Origin of the sequence: Streptomyces sp. NPDC047971 (genome assembly GCF_040653355.1) — a bacterium.
Lineage (GTDB): Bacteria > Actinomycetota > Actinomycetes > Streptomycetales > Streptomycetaceae > Streptomyces.
The window spans coordinates 76,945-98,884 of sequence record NZ_JBEZNW010000019.1 but is presented as its reverse complement, the minus strand read 5'-3'; the positions used below and the strand labels follow the sequence as shown (position 1 = coordinate 98,884).

The following is a 21,940-nucleotide window of genomic DNA, read 5'->3' as shown; positions in this document are numbered from 1 at the left end:
CGGCGTGTCGGTGGCGTGATCTAGTCTTCGCTCACCGGCCGCTGAAGCGACGCGGCCGGAGACCATTGGGGGGTCACATCATCGTGCGCAAGCGCACTCTCTCGGCCGCGACATCGCTCGCGGTCCTCTTCAGCTCCGCGGCCCTCGTCGCGGGAACGGCGGGCCACGCGGCCGCCGACAGCAGCAAGGTGCTGCCCGTGTCGTCCGTGGGCGACATGGTGGTGGACGGCGTCCACCAGCGGGTCTTCATCAGTGACCCGTACCTCGGCAAGGTCGTCGCGACCGACTACGCCGGCACGGTCCTGGCCACGGCGGACGGACTGCCGGGTGTCACCGGTCTGGCGCTCTCCGGGGACGCGGGCAGCCTGTACGCCGCGGTTCCGGGCGCCGACGTCGTCGTCTCCCTGGAGACGCAGACCGTCACCGAGACCGCCCGGTACGCGACGGGCGAGGGCACCGACCCGCAGCACGTCGCCCTCGCGGGCGGCAAGATCTGGTTCGGCTACGGCAACGGCGACCACGGCGACATCGGCTCGATCGACGTCTCCGGCGCCGAGCCCGTGGTGACCCTGGCGCAGGACGCCGAGACGAACTACTCGGGTGCTCCGAGGCTGGTCGCCTCGCCGACGGACCCGAACAGCATCGCCGCCGCGTCGTCCTACCACCACCGGTTCACGGTGGGCCTGTACGACGTGACCGCCGGCACGGCGAGCCGCACCGCGCGGACCGCCGACAGCGTGAGCAATCGCAGCATGATCAACGATCTCGCGTTCACCCCGGACGGCAGCCGCCTCATCACGGCCGGCGCCGGAAACCGCCACTTCGTGTGGCAGACCACGGACCTCGCCGAGGTCGGCGGCTACGCCAGCGACTACCACGGCGCGGCCGTGGCCGTGGCGCCCGACGGCACCGTCGCCGCGGGCTCCGACTCGTCGTACGGCAAGGACGTCTTCGTCTACCGGCCGGGCGCGACCACCTCCGTGCGGCAGTACGACTTCCCCGGCACGGGCACCTCCAGCGGCGGGGACGACCTCGCCAACGGCGGTCTGGCCTGGGAGCCGGGCGGCAGCCGCCTCTTCGCGGTCACCACCGCGTACGGGGCGAGCCCCCGCCTGCACGTCCTGGACACGCCGACCATGTCCGCGCCGACCGTGACGGTCCAGGTCCCCGCGACCTCGCCCGTCCTCAAGCCGCTCACCGTCACCGGTACGGTCACGGCCTCCGTGCCCCTCCCGGCCGGTACGCCGCTCACCGTCACCCGGTACGACGTCGACGCCCCGCAGGGCAAGGCGCTCGGCACCCGGACGCTCGGCGCGAACGGGTCCTTCTCGTTCGCCGACACCCCGACCGCCGGTGGCGGCGTGACCTACAAGGTCGCGTACGCCGGGGACGCCGAGCACGAGGGCGCCTCCGGCACCGCCAAGGTCGAGGTCTCGCGGAACAAGGCCGCGCTGACGCTGGACCGCAACGGGCTCAACGTCAACTTCAACACCCCCGTCTGGTACACGGCCACGCTCGGCCCGACGTACAAGAACCGTGAGGTGGAGATCTGGGCGGACCCGATCGGCCCGGAGCCCAAGAAGCTGCTCCGGCGCGGCCCGGTCAACGCGGAGGGCAAGTTCGCGGCGCAGCTCAAGATGACCCGCGACACGTGGGTGTCCGTGAACTTCGCCGGTGACTCCCGGACGGCCCCGGCGGAGGCGCGCTCTGCCGTCTACACGCGGGCCGGCCAGACGACCACGCTGTCGCGCCACTACACGTGGACGAAGATCGGCGGCACCTCGTACCAGACCTACCGCCAGACGGCCGATCCGATGATCGCCGCCTGGCACAACTCCTACCCGGGCCGCAGCACCCGGCTGGACCTGCAGATCTGGTACGGGGGCGCGTGGCAGCACGTCGCCTCGGACTACTTCCAGCTGAACGCCAACGGCATGGCGTACGTGACGGTGGACGGTGACGGGGCGGCCGGATACCGCTTCCGCGTCCGCTCGGCGTACATCGACACCGCTTCCGGCGACAACGTGAACACCACGGTCTACGGCTCCTGGAAGTACTTCAACTTCACCCGCTGAGGCGCCTGCGCACCGACAGGGCCCCGTTCGCCGTTCCGGCGGGCGGGGCTCCGTGGTTCGCGGGACCATGCAGGCATGGACATCCGGTTGAGCTCCGGCACGGGGCGGTGGATCGTCTTCACCACCGTGCTCGGGTCCGGGATGGCGCTGCTGGACTCCACCGTCGTCAATGTCGCCCTGCCGCACATCGGTGAGGATCTGGGGGCCGACATGGCCGACCTCCAGTGGATCGTCAACGCCTACATGGTCACCCTCGCCGGGCTGATCCTGCTCGGCGGGGCGCTCGGTGACCGGTACGGGCGGCGGAAGGTCTTCGTCGTCGGCATCGTGTGGTTCGCGATCGCGTCGCTGCTGTGCGGGATCGCGCCCAACGCCGGTGTGCTGATCGCCGCCCGCGCCCTCCAGGGCATCGGCGGCGCGCTGCTCACCCCCGGCTCGCTCGCGCTGATCCAGGCGAGCTTCCACCCCGACGACCGGGCGAAGGCCGTCGGGCTGTGGTCCGGGTTCGGCGGGGTCGGGGCGGCGATCGGGCCGTTCGTCGGCGGATGGCTGGTCGACGGGCCCGGCTGGCGTTGGGTGTTCCTGCTGAACGTGCCGCTGGCCGCGCTCTGCGTCCCGGTCGCGCTGCGCCATGTGCCCGAGTCCCGGGACGAGTCCGCGGCGGGCCGCTTCGATGTCCTCGGCGCCTTCCTCGGCGCGGCGGGGCTCGCCCTGGTCACCTACGCGCTGATCGCCGAGGTGTGGTGGGCGGCGGTGCTCGGTGTGGTGACCGGGGCGGTGTTCGTCCTGGTGGAGCGGCGGCGGGGCGAGACCGCGATGGTGCCGCCCTCGGTCTTCGCCTCGCGGCTGTTCACCGTGGTCAACCTCGTGACGCTGTGCGTGTACGCGGCGCTCGGCGGCTTCTTCTTCCTGGCCACGCTCCAGCTCCAGGTGGTGTCCGGCTACTCGGCGCTCGCGGCCGGCACGGCGCTGCTGCCGACCACCGTGCTGATGCTGCTGCTCTCGGCGAAGGCGGGGGAGCTGGGCGAGCGGATCGGGCCGCGGATCCCGTTGACCGTGGGGCCGCTGCTGTGCGCCGGCGGGATGATGCTGATGCTGCGGGTGGGGGAGGACGCCTCGTACGTGCGGGACGTGCTGCCGGCGATGGTGGTGCTGGGTCTCGGCCTGACCGTCGTGGTGGCCCCGCTGACGGCGACCGTGCTGGCCTCGGTGGACGTGGCGCGCGCCGGTCTGGCGAGCGGGATCAACAACGCGGCCGCCCGTGCCGCGGGCCTGCTGGCGGTCGCGGCGCTGCCCGCGCTGGCGGGCATGGGGCCGGAGGCGTACCGCTCGGCGGAGGAGTTCGGGGAGACGTTCCAACGGGCGATGCCGATGTGCGCGGGCCTCATGGTGGCGGGGGCGGTCCTCGCCTGGGCGATGGTGCGGGCGCCCGTCGGCGGGGCGGAGTGTCATCCCGAGTGCAAGGTGCACTGCGGGGTGACGGCGCCGCCGCTGGACCCGGGCAACGGCTGAGGCAGACTGGCCCCATGGCCATCCACGAGAACCTGCTGGGGGGACCGCCCCCCACCCACCTGCCCGACGACCCGGAGCCGCGCGAGCTGCTCGCGAGCGGCGCGGCGCCGGCGGACGTCGCCGCGAAGTACCCGACCTCCTCGCTGGCCTGGGCCCAGCTCGCCGACGAGGCGTACGAGGGAGGTCGTGTCGTCGAGTCCTACGCGTACGCCCGTACGGGCTACCACCGCGGCCTGGACGCGCTGCGCCGCAGTGGCTGGAAGGGCCACGGCCCGGTGCCGTGGGAGCACGAGCCGAACCGGGGCTTCCTGCGGGCGCTGCACGCGCTGGCGCGGGCCGCCGGCGAGATCGGTGAGAAGGACGAGTACGAGCGCTGCTCGACGTTCCTGCGCGACTCCTCCGAGACGGCGGCCGAGACCCTCGGCTGATGCCCCGCGTGGCGCCGCGGTGACGTTCGGTTCCCCCTGTCCTGGAGGGCAGGGGGAATTCCGGTCATAGTCCCGTGGTCGTTCGAGGGCGTTCGAAGACGCGGTTACGATCCTTCGGACCGTGTAACCGAGCCGCCGGCGCAGAGGCCCCACCCTCTTCCCCCCATCCGGCTGACGCAGGGGAGAAGTCTGTCTTGGGCAAGCGTGCCGCCGCACCCGCAGGCCGGGGCCGCACACAGAGCCGCCGGCGTGGCCGCTCCAAGAGGCGCCCGAAAAGCCCCCTCAGACGTCTCGCCCTTCCGACCCTCGCCCTGGTGGCCCTCTCCCTCGGCGGAGGCGCCGCCCTCGCCCACTACAACAGCGGCGGGACACCCGATTCCACCGGGGCCGCGGCCCCCACCGCCGAGCGGACGACGGTGCAGCCCGCGCCCCCGCCGGCCACGACGCCCCCGCCGAAGCCGAAGCCGACCACCCCCAAGCCGAAGCCCTCGTCCACGCCCAAGAGGACGACCGTGCCCGTCTCCGGCGCCGGCACCTTCACCACGGCCCGGTCCACCGGCGAGCCGGTCGGCAGCGGGGGCACCCTGCGCCGCTACCGCGTCCAGGTCGAGGACGGCATCGACCTCTCCGCCCGCCAGGTCGCCGACGAGATCCAGCAGATCCTCGATCATCCGCGCGGCTGGGCCGCGCACGGCCGCGGACGCTTCCAGCTGGTCTCCGAGAACGCCGACTTCGTGATCCGTATCGCGACTCCGACGACCGCCGACAGGCTCTGTCTCGCGCAGGGCCTCAACACGCGCGGCGAGCTGAACTGCGAGACCACCCAGGGCGTCGTGGTGAACCTCAGGCGCTGGCTGCTCGGCTCCCCGACCTTCGCCGGCACCCCCGCCGAGTACCGGCATCTGATCATCAACCACGAGGTCGGGCACGAGATCGGCATCCGGATGCACATGACCTGCCCGGGAGCGGGCAAGCCGGCGCCCGTCATGATGCAGCAGATCAAGGGACTCAAGGGCTGTCGTTCGAACGCATATCCGTATGACGAAGACGGGAGCTACATCGAGGGCCCTGTCGTGCCATGATGCGCATGGGACCGCGCGCGACGAAGCACGCGGCCCCGAGGGGACCGGGGCTCCACTTGCCAAACGGAAGGAGCGGACCGCTACCCGGTAGTTGCGTATCGAGGAGACAGCGATGTCCACCTTCCCCGATGCCTCCGGAGCCGGTTCGGTCGCAGACCCGAACCTCGACTTCGCGGGCACCACGCCGTACGAGGACTACGTCCAGGCGGACGTACTCACCCACCTCCAGCACCTCCGCTCCGACGACCCGGGCGAGATGGTCTTCCTGGTCACCACCCAGGTCATGGAGCTGTGGTTCACCGTCATCGTCCACGAGTGGGAGACCGCGGGCCGCGCCCTGCGCGAGGACCGCGTCCCGGTGGCGATGGACGCGCTCAAGCGCTCCGTGCGCGAGCTGGAGGCCCTGAACCAGTCCTGGCGCCCGCTCGCCCAGCTCACCCCCGCGCAGTTCAACTCCTACCGCGCCGCCCTCGGCGAGGGCTCCGGCTTCCAGTCGGCGATGTACCGGCGCATGGAGTTCCTGCTCGGCGAGAAGTCCGCGTCGATGCTGGTGCCGCACCGCGGCGCGCCCCGCGTCCACGCCGAGCTGGAGAAGGCGATCCAGGAGCCCAGCCTGTACGACGAGGTGCTCCGGCTCCTCGCCCGGCGCGGGCTGCCCGTGCCGGAGGCCGTGCTCGGCCGCGACCTGGCGAAGAAGTACGAGCCGTCGCCGGAGATCGAGCGGATCTGGGCCGGGATCTACGCCGACGCCGACCAGAACGCCGAACTCGTCCGGCTGGGCGAGGCGCTGAGCGATGTCGCCGAGCTGATCTGGCGCTGGCGCAACGACCACCTCGTCGCCACCCGGCGGGCCATGGGCTCCAAGACGGGCACCGGCGGCTCGGCGGGCGTGGCCTGGCTGGAGAAGCGGGCGCAGAAGAACGTCTTCCCCGAGCTGTGGACGGCGCGCAGCCATGTCTGAGTCCCTGCGCGAGAACGCGCTGCGCCGGGACACGGAGGACGCGCTGGCCAAGCTGCGCGAGAGGTTCGCCCTCGACGACGAGACGGTCTACCTCGACGGGAACTCGCTCGGCGCCCTGCCCGCGCACGTCCCCGCCCGGATGGCCGACGTCATCACCCGTGAGTGGGGGCGGCTGCGCATCCGCTCCTGGGACGAGAGCGGCTGGTGGACCGCGCCCGAGCGGATCGGCGACCGGATAGCCCCGCTCGTCGGCGCCGCCCCCGGGCAGATCGTGGTCGGCGACTCGACGAGCGTGAACGTCTTCAAGGCGATGGTCGCCGCCGCCCGGCTGAGCACGGACGACCGCGACGAGATCCTCGTCGACGCGACGACCTTTCCCACGGACGGGTACATCGCCCAGTCCGCGGCCCGGGTGACCGGTCGGCGGATCGTGCCGGTCGCCCCCGCAGACATGCCGGGCGCCGTCGGGCCGCGCACGGCCGCCGCGCTGGTCAACCACGTCGACTTCCGCACCGGCAGGCTGCACGACCTGCCCGGGATCACGGCCGCGCTCCGGTCCGCCGGCGCGCTCGCCGTCTGGGACCTGTGCCACAGCGCGGGCGCCCTGCCGGTCGGCCTGGACGAGCACGGGGTCGACCTGGCGGTCGGCTGCACCTACAAGTACCTCAACGGCGGCCCCGGTTCGCCCGCGTACCTGTACGTCGCCGAGCGTCACCAGGCCGCCTTCGACTCGCCGCTGCCCGGCTGGAACTCGCACGCCGACCCGTTCGGGATGACCCCCGGCTACGAGGCGGCGGCGGGCGCGCTCCGGGGCCGCGTCGGCACCCCCGACATCCTGTCCATGCTGGCGCTCGAAGCGGCGCTGGACGTCTGGGACGGGGTCGACATCGAGGACGTCAGGGCGAAGTCCCTCGCCCTGACGGACTTCTTCCTGGAGTGCGTGCGGGAGTACGTTCCGGACGGCCGGGTCGCGTCCCTCACGCCCGAGCCGCACGGGGAGCGGGGCAGCCAGGTGGCGCTGCGCTGCGCGGAGGCGCCGGACGTCATGGCGGAGTTGATACGGCGCGGGGTGGTCGGTGACCTGCGCAGGCCCGACGTGCTGCGCTTCGGATTCACGCCGCTGTACGTCGGCTTCGCGGACGCGGAGCGGGCGGCGCGGGTTCTGGCCGAGGTCCTGGCCGAGATTCCGGCAGGGGCTCCGACCGACGTGTCCGGTTCCCAGGTCCGATGATCGCTTGATCTGTGGGGGCGTCAGTCCTGGTACGGTCCCCGCAGGTCAGGCCAGCTCGGCCGCGTCTCTGGGAGGTTGGAACAGAATGCCGGACCCCGCCGCGCGCGACGCCGCCGAGGAAGCGTCGGCCTTCTCGCACCCGGCCGTCGCCCCCGATGTGTCCGCCGCGTACGGCGAACACCCCGACCAGGTCGTCGACTTCTACGCGCCGCGCGACGGCCGGCAGCGGGCGCCGCTGGTCGTCGCGCTGCACGGCGGTGCCTGGCGCGCGCCGTACGACCGGCAGCACCTGACTCCTTTCGTGGACTTTCTGGCCCGCAGGGGTTTCGCGGTCGCCAACGTCGAGTACCGGCGCGGCAGCGCGATCCCCCGGCAGGGCGGCACCGGGCCCGTCGCGGGACGCTGGCCGGACACCTTCGACGACGTCGCCGCGGCGCTGGACGCCGTACCACGACTGGCGGCCGAGCATCTGCCGCAGGCCGATCCCCGCCGGATCGTGGTCACCGGCCACTCCGCCGGCGGCCATCTCGCCCTGTGGGCCGCCGCCCGGCACGTGCTGGCGCCGGACGCGCCCTGGCGGCTGCCGGCGCCGCCCGCTCTGCGGGGGGTGGTGGCGCTCGCCCCCATCGCCCACTTCGACCGGGCGGTGGAACTCGGGGTCTGCGGTGGTGCGGTGACCCAGTTCCTGGGTGGAGAAGGGGAGTTCGACGTGCGGGCGCGCCATGCCGACCCCGCGCTGCTGCTGCCGACGGGGATCGCCACGACGGTCGTCCAGGGCCGGGACGACATCGTCGTGCCGCAGGCCGTCGCCGACGCGTATGTGGAGGCGGCGGCGAAGGCGGGGGAGACGGTCGGGTTCACGCTCCTCCCGGACATCGGTCATTTCCCGCTGATCGACCCGGCCGCCGACGCGTGCGCGGTGGTCGCGGAGGAGATCGCCCAGCTCGCCTACTGAGTCGACGGGGGACGGAGGCTTGCGGACAGAAGTCGACCGCAAGTCTCCCTACCGTCGAGGCATGAAGAACCAGCAGAGCACCAGCAGCCAGAAGGTCCTCGTCTCCGGAGCCACCGGCACCGTCGGCCGTCAGGTCGTCGCCGAACTCCTCGCCCGCGGCCACGCGGTCCGTGCCCTCACCCGGGACGCGGCCAAGGCCCGCGCCGTGCTCCCCGAGCCGGTCGAGATCGCCGTCGGCGACCTCACCGACCCGGACTCGCTCGCCCCCGCCCTGGAGGGCGTCACGGGCTTGCACCTGATCACCTTCGGCGGCGCGGTCTTCGCCCCGCTGGAGACCGGCCCGCGCGTCCTGGAGCTCGCCGTGAAGGCGGGGGTCCGCCGGGTCACCGTGCTGCACGGCGGCGGGGACACGCCGCTGGAGCAGGCGGTCAGGGAGAGCGAAGGAGTCGACTGGACCGTCGTCATGCCGGTCGAGTTCATGTCCAACGCCCTGGAGTGGGCGCCCGGCATCCAGGCCGACGACGAGGTCCGCGAGCCCTTCGCCGACCGGCTCAGCGCCATGGTCCACGAGGGCGACATCGGCGCGGTCACCGCCGTCGCGCTCACCGAGGAGGGGCACGGCGGACAGTCGTACGTCGTGACCGGCCCCGAGGTCCTCACCCTGCACGACAGGATCGCGGCCCTCGGCGCGGCCCGCGGCCGGGAGATCCGGCTGGTCGAGCTGACCGAGGAGGAGGCCGTCGGCCGGTGGCGGACGGCAGGCATGGACGAGTACACGATCGGCTTCCTGCTGGACGTGTACGGCAACACCCCCGAGGCCGGCCGCACGGTCGCCGACACGGTGGAGCGGGTCACCGGTCGCCCGGCGCGCACCTTCGCGCGGTGGGCGGCGGACCACGCGGCCGCGTTCCGGGCCTGACGCACACGCGTCGTCGCTGACCGCGAGGGTGCGCTGGTCAGCGCCGTAGTACTCAGGGAGGACGCGGGAGGATCCATATTCAAGGTGACGACCGCGTTCGCCCGCCCCCGTACCTTGGCTGCTGTGACCGACACCCGTGAAACGAGCCGCAGCCCCGAGTTCCGCCTGGCCCAGGGCGCGCTCGGAGGGTTGCGCGAGGACCTCTTCCACAACGCGTTCGCGTACCGCCTGCTGCCGCCGATGGCGGTCGACGGGCCGGTGACACGGCGCCTGCCGGAGCGGATACGCAGGAAGGTCCGATGGACGCCCCACGCCGTCGTGGGCGCCTTCGCCTTCTTCGTCTTCGCGATGGGGCTGGACCTCGGACCCGGCAACGGCGTGTTCGCCCTGCTCTTCGCCGCGATGCCGACCGTGGCGGTACTGCTGACGCTGATCAGGCCCGTGCTCGCCTTCTGGGCGTCGCTGGCCTTCACCCCCTTCGTGGCCCTCCTCGGTTCGTACCACCACGGCTGGCCGTGGGGTCCGACGTCCGGCATCGCCCAGGTGGTGGTGATGACGGTGGTGGCCGCCCGCACCCGGCCCCGTACCGCGGCCTGGATGTGGGTGCTCACCCTCGTGTACGCCTTCTTCGCCACCACGCTCCGGGGAGGCAGCGACAACGCCGTCTCGGTGCTCTTCCCCTCCGCGCTCTCGCTGCTCTTCGTCACCGTCCTCCAGGTCCGCCGCGAGGCCGAGCAGACCGTCACCGCCCAGCAGACCGTCACCGCCGTGGAGCGCTCCCGGCGCACGCTCCTCGAAGAGCGCACCACCATCGCCCGCGAGCTGCACGACGTCGTCGCCCACCACATGTCGGTGGTCGCCATCCAGGCCGAGGCGGCGCCCTACCGGGTCGAGAACCCGCCGCCGGAGCTGGAGCAGGCGTTCGTCACCATCCGCGAGAACGCGGTCGCCGCCCTGACCGAGCTGCGGCGCGTCCTCGGGGTCGTACGGGCGGAGGACTACGAGGCCCCCGACGCCCCGCAGCCCACGCTGGCCGAGCTCGACGGGCTGATCGGCAACGTCCGGGAGGCCGGGCTCGACGTCGAGAAGACGGTGACCGGCGCCGTGCGGGAGCTGCCGCAGGGTGTGGAGCTCTCGGCGTACCGGATCATCCAGGAGGCGCTGAGCAACGTGCTGCGGCACGCGCCCGGTGCGGCGGCGGGGGTGGAGGTGTCGTACGTCCTCGGCGGGCTCGGCCTGCGGATCGTCAACGGACCCGCCCGGGGCCTCGTGAAGCCGTCCCCCGGCGCAGGTCACGGCCTCACCGGGATGCGCGAGAGGGTGACGATGCTGAACGGGGAGATGACGGCCGAACCGGCCGAGGACGGCGGTTTCGAGGTCGCCGTGTTCATCCCCGTGACGCGTGAGGAGGTGGACCAGTGATCCGGGTGCTGATCGTCGACGACCAGATGATGGTCCGCGAGGGCTTCTCGGTGCTGCTCGGCGCGATGCCGGACATCGAGGTCGTCGGGGAGGCCGTCAACGGCCGGGAGGCGATCGCGCAGGTGGCCGCCCTGCGCCCGGACGTGGTCCTGATGGACATCCGTATGCCCGAGCTGAACGGCATCGAGGCGACCCGCGAGATCGTCACGGCGGACGCCGACGCGAAGGTGCTGGTCCTGACGACCTTCGATCTCGACGAGTACGTCTACCAGGCGCTGCGTGCCGGAGCCTCGGGCTTCCTGCTCAAGGACGCGTCGGCGCGGCAGCTGGCCGACGGCGTACGGGTCGTGGCGGCCGGCGAGGCGCTGCTGGCGCCGACCGTGACGAAGCGGCTGATCACCGAGTTCGCGAAGGCGGCCGAGACGCCGAGGCCCCCGACGCTGGCGCAGGTCGGGGATCTGACGGAGCGGGAGACCGAGGTGCTCGTGCTGATCGCGCAGGGGCTGTCGAACGCGGAGATCGCCGACCACCTGGTGGTGGCCGAGTCGACGATCAAGACGCACGTCAGCCGGATCCTGGTGAAGCTGGGACTGCGGGACCGGACGCAGGCGGCGGTCTTCGCGTACGAGGCGAGGCTGGTGCAGGTCGGCGGGTAGGGCCTCTCCTCCGGATGCGCCGGGGGCGGGGAGCGTGCGCGCCGGGCGGGGCCGGTGCGGGCCGGCGGGTGGGCGGTGCGCGGCGGACCATGGCCGGGGCCGTGGCTCGGCCGGTAGCGTCCGGTCATGGACGTTCCTTTCGAGCCGTGGTCGCCGGCCTTCGTCGCGGACCCGTACCCCGCCTACGCCGAACTGCGGGCGACGGGCCGGGCGCACTGGTACGGGCCGACCCGCCAATGGCTGATCCCGCACTACGAGGACGTGTCGGCGCTCCTCCGGGACCGGCGCCTCGGCCGCACGTACACGCACCGCTTCACCCACGAGGAGTTCGGGCGCACGCCTCCGCCGGCGGCGCACGAGCCCTTCCACACGCTGAACGACCACGGTCTGCTCGACCTGGAGGCGGCCGACCACACCCGGATCAGGCGCCTGGTGTCGAAGGCGTTCACGCCGCGGACGGTCGAGAACCTGGCACCGACGGTACGGAGGCTCGCGGCGCGGCTCGTCGGCGGTCTGGTCGAGCGCGGTGGCGGGGACCTGCTGGCCGACGTCGCCGAACCCCTGCCGGTCGCCGTGATCGCGGAGATGCTGGGCGTTCCGGAGGAGGACGAGGAGCGGGACCGGCTGCGGCCCTGGTCGGCGGAGATCTGCGGCATGTTCGAGCTCAACCCGTCGGAGGAGACGGCGCGGCGGGCGGTGCGGGCGTCGATCGAGTTCTCGTCGTACCTGCGGGAGTTGATCGAACGGCGGCGGAAGGACCCGGGGGAGGATCTGATCTCCTCGCTGATCGCGGTGGAGGGGCTGACCGAGCAGGAGATGATCTCCACGTGCGTGCTGCTGCTGAACGCGGGGCACGAGGCGACGGTCAACACGACGGTCAACGGCTGGTGGACGCTGCTGCGGCATCCGGAGCAGCTGGCCGCGTTGCGGAGGGATCCGGACGGAATGTTGTCCACAGCTGTGGAGGAGCTGCTGCGGTACGACACCCCGCTGCAGATGTTCGAGCGCTGGGTCCTGGACGACATCGAGGTGGGTGGCGTCCCCATCCCGCGAGGCTCGGAGGTGGCCCTCCTCTTCGGCTCGGCGAACCGGGACCCGGCCCGCTTCGCCTCCCCCGACGTCCTGGACCTGACCCGGAAGGACAACCCCCACATCACCTTCGGCGCGGGCATCCACTACTGCCTGGGCGCCCCGCTGGCCCGCCTGGAACTGTCGTCCCTCTTCGGTGAGCTGATCCGCGAGGCCCCGAACCTGCGTCTGGTGTCGGAACCGCGGTGGAACCCGGGCTATGTGATCAGGGGCGTCGACGAACTCCTGGTGGAGGTGTAGCAGACCCGTGGCGGAGGCGTAGCAGACCCCTGCCCGCGCACCGCGGGCCCCGTCTCCGGGGCCCGCGGTGCGCCGCCGTCGTCAGGACGTCGTGAGGTCCCTGCGGCGCAGGCGCCACAGGCCCGTCGCCACGAAGGCCAGGGACAGGGCCGTCAGGGTCAGGGCCGGGCCCCAGGCCATCGGGGAGCCCGGGAGCTTCGCCAGGTGGCCGAAGGGCGACAGGTCCAGGACCGGCTGCGGAAGATCCAGCGCGGGGCCGATCCAGCCCAGCGCCAGGCACAGCCCCGCCGCCCCCCAACCCGCCGGCGCCGCCCCGGGGAACGCTCCCCACAGCAGGACCGCGAGCCCCGCCAGCGTCCAGATCGCGGGGAGCTGCGCCAGCGACGCGCCCAGGATCGGGCCGAGGTCCGAGCCGTACGAGACGTACAGGCCGAAGCCGCTCAGCAGCATGATCCACGCCGCCCCGCCGAACGCGATCACCAGATGACCGGCCGCCCACCGCACCCGGCCCACCGCGTTCGCCAGGACGGGTTCCGCCCGCTGCGACGTCTCCTCGCCGTTCAGGCGCAGCACCGAACCCACCGCGTACAGCGCCGCGATCATCCCGAACAGATTCACCATCGTCGCCAGGAACGCGTTGGTCAGGCCCGTCTCCCCGCCCATCCGCTCGAAGATCCGGCGCGCCTGCTCGTTGTCGCCCACGAGGTCCGCCGCGCCCTCGACCATCCCGCCGAAGACGATCCCGCCGAGCAGGAACCCGACCGACCAGCCGAGCACACCGCCCCGCTGCAGCCGCCAGGCCAGGGCCCCGGCCGTCCCGAGCAGACCCACCGCCGGACCCGGCCGGGTCGGCAGGAAGCTCATGCCCACGTCCCGCCGGCCGGCCAGCGCGTACGCCACCGCCGCCTGTACGAGCACGGCCGCGCCGGTCAGCAGCAGCACCCACCACCGCTCACCCGCGAAGGCGCGCACGTTCTCGGCCCAGCCGATCGGGGAGAGCCAGGTCAGAACGGACGACCCTCCGGCCGTCCCGGCGTCCCCCGCCGCCCGCAGCACGAAGGCGAGGCCCAGCACGGCCGCCGTGAGGCCCTTCGCCAGACGCGCGCTCTCCGTCAGCTGCGCCACGATGGCCGCCATCGTGGCGAAGAGCATTCCCGTGCCGCCGACGGCGAGCCCGAGGGCGAGCGCGCCGCCCGCACCCTGCCCGGCGAGGCCGGCCGTGATCAGGAGCGCGACGGCCGTGTTGGCCACGAGCGCGGCGAGCAGGGCGGCGGTCAGTGGCGCCCGACGGCCCACCACCGTGGAGGAGAGCATCTCCTGACGCCCGGTCTCCTCCTCTTCCCTGGTGTGCCGGATGACGATGATCAGGCTCATCACGGCGGCCAGCACGGCGGCGAAGGTGCTGAAGCGCCAGGCCACCAGGCCGCCGAGCGAGTCGCCGAACACCGGCCCGTACAGCGAGCGCACCGAGCTGTTGGCGTTCATGGAGGCGGCCAGCTCGGACCGCTGCTCCTGGGTGCCGTACAACCCCTCCAGGGAGCCGACCCCGGCGGCGACCATGCCGCCCGTGACCAGGACCCAGATCGGCAGCATCAGCCGGTCCCGGCGGAGCGCGAGCCGGGCCAGCGAGCCGGTCCCGGTCAGATGCGCGGCGAGCGTGCTCATCGCGCGGTCACCTCGGCGGTCTCGTCGGCGTAGTGCCGCAGGAAGAGCTCCTCCAGCGTGGGCGGGGTGCTCGTCAGGGAACGCACCCCCGACTCGGTCAGCGAGCGCAGCACCGCGTCGAGCTTGTCGGTGTCGACCTGGAGGCGCACCCGGTGGCCCTGGACCGTGAGGTCGTGGACGCCGGGGAGGTGCGCGAGCCCGTTCGGCGCGCCGGCGAGTTCGGCGGTGACGCTGGTGCGGGTGAGGTGGCGCAGGTCCGCGAGCGAACCGCTCTCCACCGTCCGCCCCTTGCGGATGATGCTGACCCGGTCGCAGAGGGTCTCGACCTCGCTGAGGATGTGCGAGGAGAGCAGGATCGTGCACCCGCGCTCGCGTGCCTCGGCGACGCAGCCCTGGAAGATCTCCTCCATCAGCGGGTCGAGGCCGCTGGTGGGCTCGTCGAGGATGAGCAGGTCGACGTCGGAGGCGAAGGCGGCGACCAGGGCGACCTTCTGGCGGTTGCCCTTGGAGTAGGTGCGCCCCTTCTTCGTCGGGTCGAGCTCGAACCGCTCGATCAGATCGGCTCGCCGTGCGGTGTCGAGTCCGCCGCGGAGCCGTCCGAAGAGGTCGATGACCTCGCCGCCGGAGAGATTGCGCCAGAGCGTCACGTCACCGGGGACGTACGCGATCCGGCGGTGCAGCTCGACGGCGTCGTTCCACGGGTCGCGGCCCAGGAGCTGGGAGGCGCCGGAGTCGGCGCGCAGCAGCCCGAGGAGGACCCGGATGGTGGTGGACTTCCCGGCGCCGTTCGGGCCGAGGAAGCCGTGGACCTCACCGGTCTCGACGGTGAGGTCGAGGCCGTCCAGCGCATGCGTCCGCCCGAAGGACTTGTGCAGTCCGGCGATGGTGATTGCCTTCGTCATGCTTCAGAACGTACGGTACTTTCACAAAATTGTGAAGTTAAGGAAGCGTATAAAGTTGGGGGATGAACGAGTTGACGAGGACCAGTGGCGGCGAGGGCGGCGGTGACGAGGCCGTGTCCCGGTTCGTGGAGCGCTTCGCCGCCGAACTCACCGAGGCCGGGATGCAGCGGATGGCCTCACGTGTGTTCGCGGCGCTGCTGACCTCGGAGTCGGCGTCCATGACCTCCGCCGAACTCGCGGAGCAGCTGCGGATCAGCCCGGCGGCCGTCTCCGGCGCCGTGCGCTACCTCAACCAGGTCGGCATGGTCAGCCGCGAGCGGGACCCGGGCTCGCGCCGGGACCGCTACGTCCTCCACAACGAGGTCTGGTACGAGTCGATCACCCGGCGCGACCAGATCCTGATCCGCTGGGAGAAGGTGCTCCGGGACGGCTCCGAGATCCTCGGTCCGGGCACGGCGGCGGGGCGCCGGACGGCCGAGACGGCGGAGTTCTTCGAGTTCCTGCAGGAGGAGATGTCGGGGATGCTGAGCCGCTGGCGCGAGCGCAAGGCGGCGAAGGCGGCCGAGGGGTAGGTGGCCGAGGGGTGGGCGGCCGAGGGGTGGGCGGCCGAGGGGTGGGCGGCCGAGAGGTGGGCGGCCGAGAGGTGGGCGGCCGAGGGGTGGGCCGGTCAGCCGTCCGTCGCCGTGGCCGCCGCGGACTCGGCGTCGGGTTCGGGTTCGGGTCCCGGCTCCCAGCGCAGCAGGTCCCCCGGCTGGCACTCCAGCACCTCGCAGAGCGCCGCGAGCGTCGTGAAGCGCACCGCCTTCGCGCGGCCGTTCTTGAGCACCGCCAGGTTCGCCGGCGTGATCCCGACACGGTCCGCGAGGTCGCCGACGGACATCTTCCGCCGGGCCATCATCACGTCGATGTCGACGGCGATCGGCATCAGATCACCTCGTCCAGCTCTGCCTGCATCGCCGTCGCCTCGACATCGCGCGCGACGGCCTGGGCGAGCAGCGTCCGCAGCACGAGCACGATGAGCGCGACCCCCAGGATCCCGAGGGCGACGCCGCCCAGGAGCAGGACGACACCGGGCGCGACGGCCTCCCCGGGCGCCAGGACCGTGCCCAGCGCGAACACCAGCAGCGCGGCCGCCACGAACGCGCCGGTGATGACGTCCACGTAGCGGAAGGCGGCGTGGGAGAACACGGTCCCGCGCCGCACCATCGTGAGCAGCCGCCAGACGCAGACCAGGACGACCTGTGCCGTCACCACGCCCAGGACCGCGATCACCAGGATCGGTGTGCGCAGGTAGGCGTAGTCCGGGTCGAGCCCCTTCATGTCGATGGCCAGCAGGGGCACCATCACCGTCTGCACGAACACCGAGCCGGCGAGCAGCAGCACGAGCACGGCGCGCAGCGCGAGCACCGTCAGTCTTCCCATCGTCGCTCCTTCGATCGAGTCACGATGGGAATCTATTGATAATCGATAGACATGGCAAGGGGGGAAGGCCGTGTGGACCCGAAAGGGACGCCCCGGGCGCACGCGGGCGATCCCGACGACGCGGCGAGCGCGCGTGCCGGGTGTCGCCGGGCGGGCGGGACGTCCGCTGCGCGCCCTCAGACCCGCGGCAGCGTCAGCCCCCACGCCCCTTCGCGCACCATCCACGTCCGTCTGCGCACCGGCCCCGACACCACCGTGTCCGCGCGGTACCGGAAGTCCGGGCCGGAGACCGTGAGGGAGCGGGCCCCGGTGTGGATGGGCGGCGCGGCCGGCGGGCGGATCGTGATGTCGGCCAGTCCCGCCACGGAATGGACGCTGACCTCCTCCACGGGGGCGTTCACATCGCTCAGCAGGACGCCGTCCGCCTCGACCCGGAGGCGGTGCGTGCGCGCCACGGGCTGGGACGGGGCCGGCCGGACCAGGGTGCGGACCAGGGAACGGCAGGCGCCCCAGACGGAGGGCGTGGCATCGGTCACCGCACGCCCCGCCGTGGCCGGGATGCTCAGATCGCCGAGCACCACCCCGTCGCTGTCGTCCACCAGCAGGTCCAGGCGGCGTACGGCCCCGTCGAGCACCGCCCGCGCCGCCGTCACCGCGCTCTGCGGCACGCCGAGCGCGTACGCGACTTCCAGCGAGCCCGCCGCGCCGATCGGGACCAGGGACAGCGTCTCGTCCGTGAGCTCACGCTCACGATGCAGCACCGTCACCGTCCGTAGCAGCGTGCGGTCGTCGCCGACCACCACGGGGCGGCGGGAGCCCCGCCGCGCAAGGGCCCGGAAGAATTCTTCCGGGCTGTCCGGAAGACAGATCTTCGTCTCCGCTCCCGCACACAACACATCTTTCGCGATCCGTACGGACTCGCCGTCACTTCGGCGGGCGACCGGGTCGATGACCACCAGCAGCTGGTCGTGAGCCGACACCTCGGTCCTTCCTCGGGTAGCATCTTTGTGCAAGAGCCCCTTGCGCTATTGCGCCAGGGGCTTCGTCTATTCCGGGGCACACCGGTGAGGCGGCATTAGGCCCCCTGACCTTGGACATGCCCCGCCCGGAAGGGGTGTACGCCTGTGCCCGCACTTGTGCTGCTCGGTGCTCAGTGGGGTGACGAGGGCAAGGGAAAGGCCACCGACCTCCTCGGTGGATCCGTTGACTATGTCGTGCGTTACCAGGGCGGCAACAATGCCGGCCACACCGTCGTCGTCGGCGACCAGAAGTACGCACTGCATCTTCTCCCTTCCGGAATCCTCTCCCCGGGGTGCACCCCGGTGATCGGAAACGGTGTCGTCGTCGACCCGGCGGTCCTGCTCTCCGAGCTGAGCGGACTGAACGAGCGCGGCGTTGACACGTCCAAGCTCCTGATCAGCGGCAACGCGCATCTGATCACTCCGTACAACGTCACCCTCGACAAGGTGACGGAACGGTTCCTCGGGAAGCGCAAGATCGGCACCACGGGGCGTGGCATCGGCCCGACCTACGCCGACAAGATCAACCGCGTCGGCATCCGGGTCCAGGACCTGTACGACGAGTCGATCCTCACCCAGAAGGTCGAGGCGGCGCTGGAGGGCAAGAACCAGCTGCTCGCCAAGCTCTACAACCGTCGCGCCATCGACGCCGCGCAGATCGTCGAGGAGATGCTCCAGTACGCGGAGCAGATCAAGCCGTTCGTCGCGGACACCACCCTGATCCTCAACAACGCGCTGGACGAGGACAAGGTCGTGCTCTTCGAGGGCGGCCAGGGCACGCTCCTGGACGTCGACCACGGCACGTACCCCTTCGTCACCTCCTCGAACCCGACCGCGGGCGGCGCCTGCACCGGCGCCGGCGTGGGCCCGACGAAGATCAGCCGGGTCATCGGCATCCTCAAGGCGTACACGACCCGTGTCGGCGCCGGCCCGTTCCCGACGGAGCTCTTCGACGAGGACGGCGAGGCGCTGCGCCGGATCGGCGGCGAGCGGGGTGTCACCACCGGCCGTGACCGTCGCTGCGGCTGGTTCGACGCGGTCATCGCGCGCTACGCGACCCGGGTCAACGGCCTGACGGACTTCTTCCTCACCAAGCTCGACGTGCTGACGGGCTGGGAGCAGATCCCGGTCTGCGTCGCGTACGAGATCGACGGCAAGCGCGTCGAGGAGCTGCCCTACTCGCAGACCGACTTCCACCACGCGAAGCCGATCTACGAGATGCTGCCGGGCTGGTCCGAGGACATCACCAAGGCGAAGACCTTCGCGGACCTGCCGAAGAACGCGCAGGCGTACGTGAAGGCGCTGGAGGAGATGTCGGGCGCGCCGATCTCGGCGATCGGCGTGGGCCCGGGCCGCACGGAGACGATCGAGATCAACTCCTTCCTGTAGGCCGCGGTCGCCGTTCCCCACCGAGGGCCCGCCCCCCGTACTCCGGGGCGCGGGCCCTCGGCCATTCCCGGGGTCTCCTGGGGTAACCGGTGTCGTCCACCACTCGCCTGCGCGGACGGAACTCCGGGGCGTAGCCGGATGAGGCGCGGGTGGTCAGTCGTGGCGTGCCAGGGCGCGGTGGGAGCCCTCCGGCCTGAAGGCGGAGCGGCGGAGCGCCCTGAGGAGCACCGCTCCCGAGAGCGCAAGGCAGACCAGCGCGGCGGCGAGCGCCACGGCCCGTCCGACATTGTCCCCGAGGCCGGCGGACAGGGCTGCGCCGATGGCCAGGACGACGGTGCTGTACGTGACACGGTGCAGGGGCCGTTCGGCGTGGGTGCGAAGGTCGGAGACACCCCCCGCGCCGCCGCGGCCCTTGACCAGGCTGTCCGCTCCCAGGCCGCCGGCCGCGACGATCGAGATGATCTGGGCCCAGGCGGAGGGGTCGACCCAGAAGGACAGGAGCCCCGAGGCGAGCGCGATGAGGGTGCAGACCGTGCCGGTGATGAGGGCGCGGGAGTAGGGCGCGCGGGGCACGACGAAGGGGATGTCCACGCGAATGCCGGTCAGCGGGTCGCCCGATTCACCGTCCCCCGCGAGGGAGACCGCGTACTCGCGGATGCCGCCGACGGCGTCGGGGGCATGGAGAGGGGCGATCTCGGCGGGCTGGGGCGTGCGGGGTGGACCGGCGGGTTCCATGCCCTCGGGGGTGACCACCTGGAGCCGGTTCTGCCGTACCTCGCGGGGCACGGGGATGTCCGTGGACACCACGACCATTCCCCAGGCGGTCCGTCGCACCGCGCACGTGTCGCCGTAGTCGTAGACCACCTCCGAGGACATCCCCGGGTGGGTGTCGACGAGGGCCACCACCGGCATATAGCGGATGAGCCGTCCGATGCGCTGCCGGAGCGCGTCTCCGAGTCCCGTGCCGCGGTCGGCGGCGCGGCGCAGGACGGCGGTGATCTCGTCGGTGTCGGAGGACCAGGCGAGGGCATGGAGGCTGCGGACGAGGGCTCCGCCGGTCTCGGTGTCCGGTTCCCCGTCGGAGGTGACGAGGCGATGGACCTCCCGCCCGACATGGGTCTTGACGTCGGTGGACGTCATCATGTTGACGGGGCGTCCGTTGCGGTCCCGTAGCCGCAGGTCGTCGAGGAAGCGGTCGTCGTCCCAGGGGACGAGGTCCACGATGACCGGGCGGCGGGGGGCGCCCAGAGGGTCGTCGAGGACGGCGCTCAGTTTGGTGCTGACTTCGTGCTGGGCGGTTCTCTTGTCGGGGAACGCCACCCTGTGGGTGCGGCTGGTGATGGTCGCGGCGATCTCACGGAGTTCCCGGTCCATGCGGAACTCGTCCCAGCCCCGCCCGGCGGGGAGGCCCATGGGGTCGACGGTGGTGACCGCGGCCGGCAGGACGGCGGCGGTGAGGGAGGGCGCCGGAGTGTGCCGTTCGGTGTGGTAGGCGACCAGGTCGGCGGCGAACATGACGATGCGCTGGGCGGCACGGTCCCGGGGCAGGGGGTGGTCCGCGAGGAGCCGGTCCAGGGCCATCACGGTGTGGTGGTCGGCGTCGTCGGGAGAGCTGAGGATCCGCGCGACGGCCTTGACGGACTCCGCCACGAGCCCGGCGCCGGGGGTCGGTCGGGCGAGGGCCGTCACGGCGGTGGTCGCGGCCCGGCCCGCGGCCTCGGCGTGTCCCGCGAGGAGGGCGGTGTGGGCGAAGGAGGCGAGCCGGCTGACGGCGGCCTCCGGGCGGACGGCGGCGAGGTGGCGCAGTTCGTGGACGTACCGGTCGAGCCGGTCGGTACGGAGCGGTTCGAGGGGCTGGTGGTAGTAGGCGGCGGCCAGACGGTGGGCGCGGTCGAGGCGGTCGGGGAAGCGCTCGCGGAGCCGGTCGTTCAGCGCGCTCCGGAGGCTGCGGTGCAGCGTGTACCGGTCCTCGTCGGCCGGGTCGACGCCGGACAGGTCGTCCGGCCGGACGAAGGGACGGGCGGTGATCCGCTCGGGCGGGATGTCGAGGGCGAGGGCCCGGGCGGTGTATCCGATGACCGGCCGGTCGAAGAGCTCGTACACGCACAGGGCCTCGATCAGCCGTCTCTCCGTGCCCGGCAGGGCGTCGAGGATCTCCAGGGCACGGTGGCCGGGTTCGTGGGTCATGGCGCGCTCACCGGGTTCCGGAGGGTTCGGCGTGGAGGTCGAAGAACTCCCGGATCAGTCCAGGGACGCCGCCGTGGTGGGTGTGGATCCGTGCTCCCTCCCCCTTCAGGCTGTCGAAGCCGAGGGTGCTGATCCACTCCTCGACCGTGGCGACGTCGAAGGGCGGCAGGGCCATGGTCCGGGTCAGGGCCGCGTACGGCCGGCCGAGGCGGGGGACCTGCCGTCCGGCCAGGAAGACGCTGGTGCCCCGCCGGCTGAGCAGGTCGGGCAGGAGATCGTCGCTGAGCCAGTCGCGCATGGGCGCCTCGCACTGCTCGAAGCCGTCCAGGCAGATCACGGGCTGGCGGGGTGGCGCGGTGAGGGTGTCGAGGAGCGCGTCGCTCATGGCGTCGAGCTGGAGCTTCCGGTCCTTGAACACGTTGACCACCATCGTGATGGAGGAGTTCCTCGCGCGCATGTCGTTGACGCTGAGCGAGCCGGCCTGGGCGAGCCGGTCGCGGACGGTCTGGAAGGCGTCGACCGGGATCTCCTGCCGGCGGGCCTGCCGGGCGATGTGGGCCAGGACGTCGTTCTTCTCGACGATCCGCCCCAGGTCGACGTAGTAGGAACCGGCGGTGGCGTGCCGCCGGTGGATCTCCAGCAGGAGTGAGGTCTTGCCGATGTCCGCCGGCCCTTCGTAGAAGAGCGCCTGACGATCTCTGGTGCCGGCGGCGACGCGCGCTGCGTCCGCGAGTTGCGCGGCGCGGTCGACATGGACGTGGTCTGTGCTCGACACGCGCTGGTGTC

At 72.2% G+C, this 21,940-nt stretch carries 20 protein-coding genes; 13 read left to right on the top strand and 7 right to left on the bottom strand.

The window, feature by feature from the left end; all coding sequences use genetic code 11:
• Positions 1–83 precede the first annotated feature (83 nt).
• The 11 genes from AB0D99_RS19665 (at position 84) to AB0D99_RS19615 (ending at position 12,570) form a co-directional block, all read left to right on the top strand.
• Positions 84–2,075 (top strand): Ig-like domain repeat protein, encoded by a 1,992-nt coding sequence (locus AB0D99_RS19665; protein WP_362363267.1) that lies wholly within the window; start codon positions 84–86, stop codon positions 2,073–2,075.
• A 75-nt stretch (positions 2,076–2,150) separates the two neighbouring features.
• Positions 2,151–3,587 carry an MFS transporter gene (locus AB0D99_RS19660; protein ID WP_362363264.1) on the top strand — a complete coding sequence of 479 codons (1,437 nt, stop codon included), beginning with the start codon at positions 2,151–2,153 and terminating at the stop codon, positions 3,585–3,587.
• A gap of 14 nt (positions 3,588–3,601) precedes the next feature.
• Entirely contained in the window at positions 3,602–4,015 is a 414-nt protein-coding gene (locus AB0D99_RS19655; protein WP_362363260.1) for a DUF3151 domain-containing protein, read from the top strand.
• A 314-nt stretch (positions 4,016–4,329) separates the two neighbouring features.
• Entirely contained in the window at positions 4,330–5,097 is a 768-nt protein-coding gene (locus AB0D99_RS19650) for a DUF3152 domain-containing protein (RefSeq protein ID WP_362363257.1), read from the top strand.
• Between the two features lie 112 nt (positions 5,098–5,209).
• Complete coding sequence (locus tag AB0D99_RS19645) at positions 5,210–6,058, top strand: tryptophan 2,3-dioxygenase family protein (RefSeq protein ID WP_362363255.1); 849 nt, start codon at positions 5,210–5,212, stop codon at positions 6,056–6,058.
• Positions 6,051–7,289: a kynureninase gene (kynU, locus tag AB0D99_RS19640; RefSeq protein WP_362363252.1), complete on the top strand. Its 1,239-nt coding sequence runs from the start codon at positions 6,051–6,053 to the stop codon at positions 7,287–7,289. Before AB0D99_RS19645 ends, kynU begins: the two co-directional genes overlap by 8 nt.
• Positions 7,290–7,374: 85 nt before the next feature.
• On the top strand, positions 7,375–8,244 hold the full coding sequence (locus AB0D99_RS19635) for an alpha/beta hydrolase (RefSeq protein ID WP_362363249.1): 870 nt from the start codon (positions 7,375–7,377) through the stop codon (positions 8,242–8,244).
• A gap of 61 nt (positions 8,245–8,305) precedes the next feature.
• Positions 8,306–9,163, top strand: a complete 858-nt coding sequence (locus tag AB0D99_RS19630) for an NAD(P)H-binding protein (RefSeq protein ID WP_362363246.1) — start codon at positions 8,306–8,308, stop codon at positions 9,161–9,163.
• Between the two features lie 123 nt (positions 9,164–9,286).
• On the top strand, positions 9,287–10,585 hold the full coding sequence (locus AB0D99_RS19625) for a histidine kinase (protein WP_362363243.1): 1,299 nt from the start codon (positions 9,287–9,289) through the stop codon (positions 10,583–10,585).
• Positions 10,582–11,241, top strand: coding sequence for a response regulator transcription factor (locus AB0D99_RS19620; RefSeq protein WP_362363240.1), 660 nt, complete (start codon positions 10,582–10,584; stop codon positions 11,239–11,241). The genes AB0D99_RS19625 and AB0D99_RS19620 overlap by 4 nt, the downstream gene beginning before the upstream one ends.
• A 126-nt stretch (positions 11,242–11,367) precedes the next feature.
• The gene (locus AB0D99_RS19615; RefSeq protein WP_362363237.1) at positions 11,368–12,570 is read left to right on the top strand and encodes a cytochrome P450; all 1,203 of its coding nucleotides are present in this window, start codon (positions 11,368–11,370) and stop codon (positions 12,568–12,570) included.
• A gap of 81 nt (positions 12,571–12,651) precedes the next feature.
• On the opposite strand, the gene AB0D99_RS19610 is transcribed toward AB0D99_RS19615, so the two are convergent.
• Complete coding sequence (locus AB0D99_RS19610) at positions 12,652–14,235, bottom strand: ABC transporter permease (protein ID WP_362363234.1); 1,584 nt, start codon at positions 14,233–14,235, stop codon at positions 12,652–12,654.
• Complete coding sequence (locus AB0D99_RS19605; RefSeq protein ID WP_362363231.1) at positions 14,232–15,137, bottom strand: ABC transporter ATP-binding protein; 906 nt, start codon at positions 15,135–15,137, stop codon at positions 14,232–14,234. The genes AB0D99_RS19610 and AB0D99_RS19605 overlap by 4 nt, the downstream gene beginning before the upstream one ends.
• A 62-nt stretch (positions 15,138–15,199) precedes the next feature.
• On the opposite strand from AB0D99_RS19605, the gene AB0D99_RS19600 reads away from it, so the two are divergent.
• A complete protein-coding gene (locus AB0D99_RS19600) occupies positions 15,200–15,709 on the top strand; it encodes a MarR family transcriptional regulator (RefSeq protein WP_362363228.1) in 510 nt (169 codons plus the stop codon).
• A 95-nt stretch (positions 15,710–15,804) separates the two neighbouring features.
• On the opposite strand, the gene AB0D99_RS19595 is transcribed toward AB0D99_RS19600, so the two are convergent.
• The 3 genes from AB0D99_RS19595 to AB0D99_RS19585 form a co-directional block, all read right to left on the bottom strand.
• On the bottom strand, positions 15,805–16,062 hold the full coding sequence (locus AB0D99_RS19595) for a helix-turn-helix transcriptional regulator (protein WP_362363225.1): 258 nt from the start codon (positions 16,060–16,062) through the stop codon (positions 15,805–15,807).
• Positions 16,062–16,559 carry a DUF2975 domain-containing protein gene (locus AB0D99_RS19590; protein WP_362363222.1) on the bottom strand — a complete coding sequence of 166 codons (498 nt, stop codon included), beginning with the start codon at positions 16,557–16,559 and terminating at the stop codon, positions 16,062–16,064. Before AB0D99_RS19590 ends, AB0D99_RS19595 begins: the two co-directional genes overlap by 1 nt.
• 176 nt (positions 16,560–16,735) lie before the next feature.
• Positions 16,736–17,539 (bottom strand): diacylglycerol kinase, encoded by an 804-nt coding sequence (locus tag AB0D99_RS19585; RefSeq protein ID WP_362363219.1) that lies wholly within the window; start codon positions 17,537–17,539, stop codon positions 16,736–16,738.
• 144 nt (positions 17,540–17,683) lie between these two features.
• Between AB0D99_RS19585 and AB0D99_RS19580 the strand changes: the two genes are divergently transcribed.
• Positions 17,684–18,967, top strand: a complete 1,284-nt coding sequence (locus AB0D99_RS19580; RefSeq protein ID WP_362363217.1) for an adenylosuccinate synthase — start codon at positions 17,684–17,686, stop codon at positions 18,965–18,967.
• Between the two features lie 153 nt (positions 18,968–19,120).
• On the opposite strand, the gene AB0D99_RS19575 is transcribed toward AB0D99_RS19580, so the two are convergent.
• Positions 19,121–21,154 (bottom strand): hypothetical protein, encoded by a 2,034-nt coding sequence (locus tag AB0D99_RS19575; protein WP_362363215.1) that lies wholly within the window; start codon positions 21,152–21,154, stop codon positions 19,121–19,123.
• A gap of 7 nt (positions 21,155–21,161) precedes the next feature.
• Positions 21,162–21,929 carry a hypothetical protein gene (locus AB0D99_RS19570; RefSeq protein ID WP_362363212.1) on the bottom strand — a complete coding sequence of 256 codons (768 nt, stop codon included), beginning with the start codon at positions 21,927–21,929 and terminating at the stop codon, positions 21,162–21,164.
• Positions 21,930–21,940 lie beyond the last annotated feature (11 nt).

Coding starts and splice junctions, on each gene's coding strand:
- AB0D99_RS19600 (WP_362363228.1), top strand. CDS start 15,200: ATGAACGAGTTGACGAGGACCAGTGGCGGCGAGGGCGGCGGTGACGAG.
- AB0D99_RS19605 (WP_362363231.1), bottom strand. CDS start 15,137: ATGACGAAGGCAATCACCATCGCCGGACTGCACAAGTCCTTCGGGCGG.
- AB0D99_RS19575 (WP_362363215.1), bottom strand. CDS start 21,154: ATGACCCACGAACCCGGCCACCGTGCCCTGGAGATCCTCGACGCCCTG.
- AB0D99_RS19660 (WP_362363264.1), top strand. CDS start 2,151: ATGGACATCCGGTTGAGCTCCGGCACGGGGCGGTGGATCGTCTTCACC.
- kynU (WP_362363252.1), top strand. CDS start 6,051: ATGTCTGAGTCCCTGCGCGAGAACGCGCTGCGCCGGGACACGGAGGAC.
- AB0D99_RS19610 (WP_362363234.1), bottom strand. CDS start 14,235: ATGAGCACGCTCGCCGCGCATCTGACCGGGACCGGCTCGCTGGCCCGG.
- AB0D99_RS19615 (WP_362363237.1), top strand. CDS start 11,368: ATGGACGTTCCTTTCGAGCCGTGGTCGCCGGCCTTCGTCGCGGACCCG.
- AB0D99_RS19645 (WP_362363255.1), top strand. CDS start 5,210: ATGTCCACCTTCCCCGATGCCTCCGGAGCCGGTTCGGTCGCAGACCCG.
- AB0D99_RS19655 (WP_362363260.1), top strand. CDS start 3,602: ATGGCCATCCACGAGAACCTGCTGGGGGGACCGCCCCCCACCCACCTG.
- AB0D99_RS19630 (WP_362363246.1), top strand. CDS start 8,306: ATGAAGAACCAGCAGAGCACCAGCAGCCAGAAGGTCCTCGTCTCCGGA.
- AB0D99_RS19635 (WP_362363249.1), top strand. CDS start 7,375: ATGCCGGACCCCGCCGCGCGCGACGCCGCCGAGGAAGCGTCGGCCTTC.
- AB0D99_RS19590 (WP_362363222.1), bottom strand. CDS start 16,559: ATGGGAAGACTGACGGTGCTCGCGCTGCGCGCCGTGCTCGTGCTGCTG.
- AB0D99_RS19595 (WP_362363225.1), bottom strand. CDS start 16,062: ATGCCGATCGCCGTCGACATCGACGTGATGATGGCCCGGCGGAAGATG.